Annotated in this window: 6 protein-coding genes; 4 read left to right on the forward strand and 2 right to left on the reverse strand. The window is 68.3% G+C overall.

The window, feature by feature from the left end; all coding sequences use genetic code 11:
• A partial coding sequence (locus ASD82_RS00155) for an ATP-binding protein (RefSeq protein WP_157599139.1) occupies positions 1-1026 on the forward strand: 1026 nt, incomplete at its 5' end.
• A 1-nt stretch (position 1027) separates the two neighbouring features.
• Here the strand turns inward: ASD82_RS00155 and ASD82_RS00160 are convergent.
• Positions 1028-1447, reverse strand: a complete 420-nt coding sequence (locus tag ASD82_RS00160; protein WP_056713677.1) for a DNA polymerase III subunit chi — start codon at positions 1445-1447, stop codon at positions 1028-1030.
• Positions 1448-1539: 92 nt separating this feature from the next.
• Complete coding sequence (locus ASD82_RS00165; protein WP_056713679.1) at positions 1540-3024, reverse strand: leucyl aminopeptidase; 1485 nt, start codon at positions 3022-3024, stop codon at positions 1540-1542.
• A 98-nt stretch (positions 3025-3122) separates the two neighbouring features.
• On the opposite strand from ASD82_RS00165, the gene lptF reads away from it, so the two are divergent.
• The 3 genes from lptF (at position 3123) to ltaE (ending at position 6691) form a co-directional block, all read left to right on the forward strand.
• Positions 3123-4238 (forward strand): LPS export ABC transporter permease LptF, encoded by a 1116-nt coding sequence (gene lptF / locus ASD82_RS00170; protein WP_056713682.1) that lies wholly within the window; start codon positions 3123-3125, stop codon positions 4236-4238.
• The gene (gene lptG, locus ASD82_RS00175) at positions 4235-5335 is read left to right on the forward strand and encodes an LPS export ABC transporter permease LptG (RefSeq protein WP_056713685.1); all 1101 of its coding nucleotides are present in this window, start codon (positions 4235-4237) and stop codon (positions 5333-5335) included. The genes lptF and lptG overlap by 4 nt, the downstream gene beginning before the upstream one ends.
• Positions 5336-5671: 336 nt before the next feature.
• Positions 5672-6691, forward strand: a complete 1020-nt coding sequence (ltaE, locus tag ASD82_RS00180) for a low-specificity L-threonine aldolase (RefSeq protein ID WP_056713689.1) — start codon at positions 5672-5674, stop codon at positions 6689-6691.
• The last annotated feature ends 137 nt before the right edge of the window (positions 6692-6828 follow it).

Genomic DNA, 6828 nt, shown 5'->3' on the forward strand with positions numbered 1-6828 from the left:
CTGCTGAGCACGCCGCTCAACCCGCTGCAGCACGACTACACCCAGGCCATGCAGCGCTCCGGCGGCATGTTGCTGAAGCTGCTCAACGATGCGCTGGACCTGGCCCGCATCGAGGCCGGCCGGCTCGAACTGGAACCCTCGCCATTCGATCCGCGCCAGCTGCTTTCCGAAGTGGCGCAGCTGGAGCAGGGCCTGGCCCACGCGAAGGGCCTGCGCTTCGTCCTGGAGATGTCCGACGACCTGCCGGCGCAATGGCTGGGCGATGCGCTGCGCATCAAGCAGGTGCTGCTGAACCTGGCCAACAATGCGCTGAAGTTCACCGAGCATGGCGAAGTGATCCTGCGCGCGCGGCGATCCGCCGACGGCCTGCTGTGCAGCATCAGCGACACCGGTCCGGGCATTTCCGAGGCCAGCCAGGCGCGGCTGTTCCAGCGCTTCGAGCAGGCCGACAGCCCGCAGCGCCGGGTCGGCAGCGGGCTGGGCCTGGCGATCTGCCGCGAACTGGTCGACATGATGGGCGGCTCGATCGAACTGGAGTCGCAGCTCGGTCACGGCAGCACCTTCCATGTGCACATGCCGCTGGCCGAGCCGGCGGTGGCGATGCCGGTGGACGAGTTCGCCAGCGGCCGGCACTACCGCCTGCTGCTGGTGGAGGACGATCCGATCGTGGCCACGGTGATCTGCGGCCTGCTGGAACGCGAAGGCCACAAGGTCAAGCACGTCGGCAACGGCCTGGCGGCGCTGGGCGAACTGGCCCATGCGCCGTTCGACGCCGCGTTGCTGGATCTGGACCTGCCGGGCGTGGACGGTTTCCAGATCGCCCGGCTGATCCGCCAGCGCGAGCACGCGGGCCAGCACCTGCCGCTGCTGGCGGTCACCGCCCGTTCGGGCAACGGCGACGAGGCGAAGGCGCGCGAGTCGGGCATGGACGGGTTCCTGCGCAAGCCGGTCAGCGGCGAGCAGCTGATCACGGCGTTGGCGCGCGTGGTGCCGGGCACCGTGGCCAGCGAGGAATTGCCCGCCTGAACTACATGTCGTGCTTGCGCACCTCGAAGCCGAGGCGCTGGTATTCGCGCCAGCGCGCCCGCGAACCCTCGCGCGCGTCCGGGTCGGCGGCCACCACTTCCAGCACGCGCTGGTAGTTGCCGGGGGCGCAGGCCTCGCGCAGGTTGATCACCAGCGGGCGGTCCGCCGTGTCCACGCCCGGCGGCACGATCAGCACGGCGGTGTGTTCGTCGTCGTCATCGCCGGCCAGCTGGTGCGGGATCATCGCGTCGTCGTCGAATGCCCACAGCAACTCGTCCAGTTCCTCGGCCTCGCTGAAATCGCGGGTGAGGATCAGCGTGGGCTGCTGCGCCGCGAACGCCTTCTTCGCCAGCTCGCAGGCCAGCAACAGCGGCTGTTCGCGGAAGCGCGGCTTGTCGATCAGGTAGAAGTCGGCACGCATGGAAGCCGGGAATCGGGAATGGGGAGTCGGGAATAGTAAAGGCAAAAGCCGCGCTGCGTTCCTGGCTTTTCCGATTCCCTATTCTCGATTCCCTATTCCCTGTCCAGCAGCCACTGCGCCAGCAGCGCCACCGGGCGGCCGGTGGCCAGGCCCTTGCGGCCTTCGTCCCAGGCGGTGCCGGCAATGTCCAGGTGGGCCCAGCGCTGGCCGTCGGTGAAGCGCGACAGGAAGCAGGCGGCGGTGATCGCACCGGCGCTCTTGCCGCCGATGTTGGCGACGTCGGCGAAGCCGGAGTCGAGCTGGGCCTGGTAGTCGTCCCACAGCGGCAGGCGCCAGGCGCGGTCGAGCGTCTCCTCGCCGGCGGCGAGCAGTTCGGCGGCGAGGTCGTCGTGTTTGCTCATCAGGCCGCTGGCGTGCTTGCCCAGCGCGATCACGCAGGCGCCGGTGAGCGTGGCTGCATCGATCAGCGCCTGCGGCTGGTACGTCTGCGCGGTGTACGTCAGCGCGTCGCACAGGATCAGCCGGCCTTCGGCGTCGGTGTTGAGCACTTCGATGGTGAGCCCGGACAGGCTGGTCAGCACGTCGCTGGGGCGGTAGCTGTCGCCGTCGGGCATGTTCTCCACGGCCGGCACCACGCAGACCAGGTTGAGCTTCAGGCCCATCTTCACCGCGGCCACGAACGCGCCCAGCACGCCGGCGGCGCCGCCCATGTCGAACTTCATCTCTTCCATGCCGGCGCCGGGCTTCAGGCTGATGCCGCCGGAGTCGAAGGTGACGCCCTTGCCGACGAAGGCATACGGCTTGTCGCCGTCGTTGCCGCCCTTGTATTCCAGCGCGATCAGGCGCGGCTTGTTGACCGAGCCGCGGCCCACGGCGAGCAGCGAGCCGAAGCCCAGCTTCTCCATCGCCACTTCGTCGAGCACGGTGCAGCTGACCTTGTCGTGGCCGTCGGCGAAGGCCTGCGCCTGCGCCGCGATGTGGGCCGGGTTGCAGATGTTCGGCGGCAGGTTGGCCAGCTCGCGGGCGAAGCGCACGCCCTCGGCGATCGCCACGGCCTGCGCCAGTCCGCTGGCCGCTTCGTCGCCGCCGGCGAAGGTCAGCCGGGCCAGTTCGACCTGCTTGCTCCGGTCGCGGGGCTTGAAGGTGGCGGTGTAGCGATAGGCCGCGTAGTCGCTGGCCAGCGCCGCGATGCGCACGCGCCACGCGCTGTCGCGGCCGGGCACGTCGACACCGCTGAGGCAGGAGACGGCATCGGCCACCGGCAGCCGACCCAGTGCGCGCGCAGCCTCGATGTTCACCTTCTGGTAGCGCGCCGCGTCGAACGACTTCTGCGCACCCAGGCCGACCACCAGCACGCGCCGTGCGGCGATGCCGGCCGGCGCGAACAACATCGTGGTCGAGCCGGCCTTGCCGCTGATGTCGCCGCTTTCGATCTGGCGCCTGATGGCGCCGCCGCTGGCGTCGTCCAGCTGGGCAGCCGCGCTGGTCAGCACGCCCTGTTCGTACACGCCGACCATCACGCAGGCACTGTCGACGGTGGCGGGGGCGATGCTGGCGAGGCTGAACTGAAGTGTCATCGGAGGGTTCCTGCATGAGCCCGGCAATGGCCGGACAGGCTAGACTTGCGGTTTGCCGGCGCTGCTGCCGGGCCGGTTCAAGCGGACAAGTTTATCGCATGCTGAGCATCCTCGACCGCTATTTCCTGCGCGAGCTGGCGCAGACCGTGGCCGCCACCGTGGTGGTGCTGCTGGTGATCGTGGCCGGCAGTGCGTTCGCCCGCGTGCTGCAGCAGGTCGCCAACGGCAGCTTCCCCGCCAGCGTGATGTTCCAGGTGCTGGGCCTGCGCACGCTCGACGGCCTCACCAACATGATGCCGCTGGCCAGCTTCATCGGCATCCTGCTCGGTCTCGGGCGGATGTATCGCGAAAGCGAGATGCACGTGCTGTCGTCGTCGGGCATGGGGCCGCGCGGGCTGCTGCGGCCGGTGCTGATCCTGGGCGCCGTGCTGGTCGCGATCACCGCCGTGGTCTCACTGTGGGTGGGACCGTGGGCCGTGCGCACCAGCGACGCGATGGTCGCCGCGGCGAACCGTTCGGTGATTGCCGCCGGCCTCGATGCGGGACGCTTCACCGAACTGCCCGGCAAGGGCGGCATCATCTTCGTCGACACCCTCAGCCGCGACGGCAGCAAGCTGGGCCGTACCTTCGTGGCGACCCAGAGCGACAGCAAGGACGGCCCGGCGCATCTGAAACTGGTCAGCGCCACCAGCGGCGAGCTGTACCAGGAGAGCAACGGCGACGGCCGCTTCATCGCCTTCAAGGACGGCTGGCAATACGACATCCCGCTGGGCGCCAACAACTGGCGGCAGATGCAGTACCAGCGCAACGACACCTCGCTGTCCGCGGTGCGGGCCGACGAGGATGACGATCCCGCGCATTCCAAGAGCAGCTGGGCGCTGTTCCAGTCCGATGATCCGGACGATCGCGCCGAATTCGCCTGGCGCGCCAACGCGCCGCCGCTGACCCTGGTGCTGCTGCTGCTGGCGTTGCCGCTGTCGCGGCAGAGTCCGCGTGAGCCGAGGTACGGCCGGCTGCTGCTGGCGGTGGTCACGTTCTACCTCTACTACACCTTGCTGGCGCTGGGCCGCGCCCAGATCGGCAAGGACCACTGGCACAACCAGGCGCCGCTGTGGGCCCTGCACGCGCTGGTGCTGGGCATGGCCGGCTGGATGCTGTGGAAACAGTATTCCCCGCGCAAGCTGCGGCCGCCGACCTCGGGCGCGGCGGCATGAGCGTGTTCAACATCAAGCGGGTCGACCGGCTGGTCGCGCTGAGCGTGCTCGGCTCGATGCTGATGGTGTGGCTGGTGCTGACCGGTTTCGACGCGGTCACCCAGCTGCTGCGCCAGCTCGGCAACGTGGGCAAGCACGGCTATACGCTGAGCAATGCGATTGCCTACGTGCTGGTGACATTCCCGCGCCGTGCCTACGAGATGTTCGGCAATGCGGCGCTGATCGGTGGTCTGCTGGGCCTGGGCGGCCTGGCCGGCACCGGCGAACTCACCGCCTTGCGCGCCGCCGGAATGTCGCGGTTGCGCATCGCCGGTTCGGCGGTGGGCGTGGTCGCGGTGCTGATCGTGGGCGTGGTGATCATGGGCGAGACGCTGGCACCGTGGGGCGACCAGCAGGCGCAGGTGATGCAGGCGCGGATGAAGTCCGGCAACCTCGGCATGACCACCAGCAGCGGACTGTGGGCGCGCGACGGCGATGACGTGATCAATGCGCGCGGCACCTCGCTGAAGCAGCGTGACGGCCTGGCCACCGTGCAGCTCAGCGACGTGCGCATCTTCAACTTCAGCAAGGACGGCCAGCTGCATCGCTTCACCTGGGCCAGGACCGCCCAGCACGACGGCAGGCAGTGGATGCTGCACGACGTGCGCATCACCACGCTGGACGAAGCCGGCACGCATGCCGGCACCGAGGCGGAGTTGCCGTGGAAGTCCACGCTGAATCCGCAGGTGCTGGCGCAGTCGGTGATCCAGCCGCAGTACCTGTCGATGCGCGACCTGCGCCGCAACATGGATTACCTGGAAGGCAACGGGCAGAGTCCCGGCAGCTACGCGGTGGCGTTCTGGGGACGTGCGCTGTATCCGCTCAACGTGCTGGTGCTGGTGTTGTGCGCGATGCCGTTCGCGTTCGGGTCGCTGCGTTCGGGTGGCCTCGGCAAGCGCATGTTCATCGGCATCCTGCTCGCGCTGGGCTGGTATTTCCTGCAGCAGGCGATGGTGAACTTCGGTACGGTCTACGGCATGCCGCCGCTGCTGGCCAACCTGCTGCCGGCGGTGATCCTGGTGCTCGTCGCCTGGTTGTACTTCCGGCGACGGGTCTGATCGCCGCAGCTGTTTCCCCCGGCAGTGTGACCGCGTTCTCAGCATCGTCAACCCGCAAGCCTCCACTATCGAATGGACGCCGAAGCGACACCCGCCGCGCGTCATCGCAGGGCGGAAGCTGCTTGCTTCCGCCATCACCAACTCTCGGGGGGGAGTCATGTCCAAGCCTTTCTGGCACAAGGATGCCTGCGGATTCTGGTTGATCGCCTGTATTCAGCTGAGCGCTTCGGCCGGCTGGGCGATGGTGCATTACCAGCTGTTGCAATAGTCGGATCAACTTGCCGGCGATGCCGGATCGGGCCAAGCTGTCGGCTTTGCCGACAGCAGGGGTGAGCCGTGGAATGGGTTGATCTGCGCAGCGATACGGTGACGCGGCCGACGGCCGCGATGCGCGAAGCGATGCTCGGCGCCGAGGTCGGCGACGACGTCTACGGCGAAGATCCCACCGTCAACGCGCTGCAGCGGCGGCTGGCCGATGAGCTCGGTTTCGACGCCGGCCTGTTCGTGCCCAGCGGCACGCAATCCAACCTGCTGGCCCTGCTGGCGCATTGCGAGCGCGGCGACGAATACCTGGTCGGCATGGACGCGCATACCTACAAGTTCGAGGGCGGCGGCGCCGCGGTGCTGGGCTCGATCCAGCCGCAGCCGATCGTGCACGCCGACGACGGCACGTTGCCGCTGGCGCGCATCGAGGCGGCGATCAAGCCGGTCGATCCGCACTTCGCGCGAACCCGTCTGCTGGCGCTGGAAAACACCTGGCACGGCCGCACGTTGCCGCTGGATTACCTGGTTGCCGCGCACGACGTGGCACGCTCGCATGGCCTCGGCCTGCACCTGGACGGCGCGCGCCTGTTCAACGCCGCCGTGGCATGCGGCGTGCCGCCGCGCGAGATCGCGCGGCATTTCGACACCGTCTCGATCTGCCTGTCGAAAGGCCTCGGCGCGCCGGTGGGTTCGGTGCTGGTCGGTTCGCACGCGCTGATCGACAAGGCGCGCCGCTGGCGCAAGGTCACCGGCGGCGGCTGGCGCCAGGCCGGCATGCTCGCCGCGGCGGGCATGCACGCGCTGGATCGTCATGTGACGCGGCTGGCGCAGGATCATCATCGCGCCGAATATCTGGCTGGCCGCCTGCGCGAGGTCGCCGGCATCGACCTGCTGGGCCAGTATACTAACATGGTCTTCATCGATGTCCCGGCCGAACGCCTGCGCGATCTGGACGTCCATTTGCGTGCGGCCGGCATCCGCATCAGCATCGGCTACCTGCCCACGCTGCGCCTGGTGACGCATCTGGATGTCGACGATGACGGCATCGAACGCACGGCAACCGCGTTCCGCGAGTTTTTCGCGCGGCATTGATTGTCCGCTTCTCGTCGGCTTGCTGAGCAGGCCGCTTTTACCTGCCCTTGTGCATCAGAGCAAAAGCTTTCGTCTGCCTGCGGCAGCCGAGCCACCTTTCTCTGAGTGGCCAGAGAAACGTGGCCCAAAGAGAGGCC

Origin of the sequence: Rhodanobacter sp. Root179 (assembly GCF_001428465.1) — a bacterium.
Lineage (GTDB): Bacteria > Pseudomonadota > Gammaproteobacteria > Xanthomonadales > Rhodanobacteraceae > Rhodanobacter.

Excerpts from the sequence above, each read along its gene's own strand:
- ASD82_RS00160 (WP_056713677.1), bottom strand. The coding sequence starts at position 1,447 with ATGCGTGCCGACTTCTACCTGATCGACAAGCCGCGCTTCCGCGAACAG.
- ASD82_RS00165 (WP_056713679.1), bottom strand. The coding sequence starts at position 3,024 with ATGACACTTCAGTTCAGCCTCGCCAGCATCGCCCCCGCCACCGTCGAC.
- lptF (WP_056713682.1), top strand. The coding sequence starts at position 3,123 with ATGCTGAGCATCCTCGACCGCTATTTCCTGCGCGAGCTGGCGCAGACC.
- lptG (WP_056713685.1), top strand. The coding sequence starts at position 4,235 with ATGAGCGTGTTCAACATCAAGCGGGTCGACCGGCTGGTCGCGCTGAGC.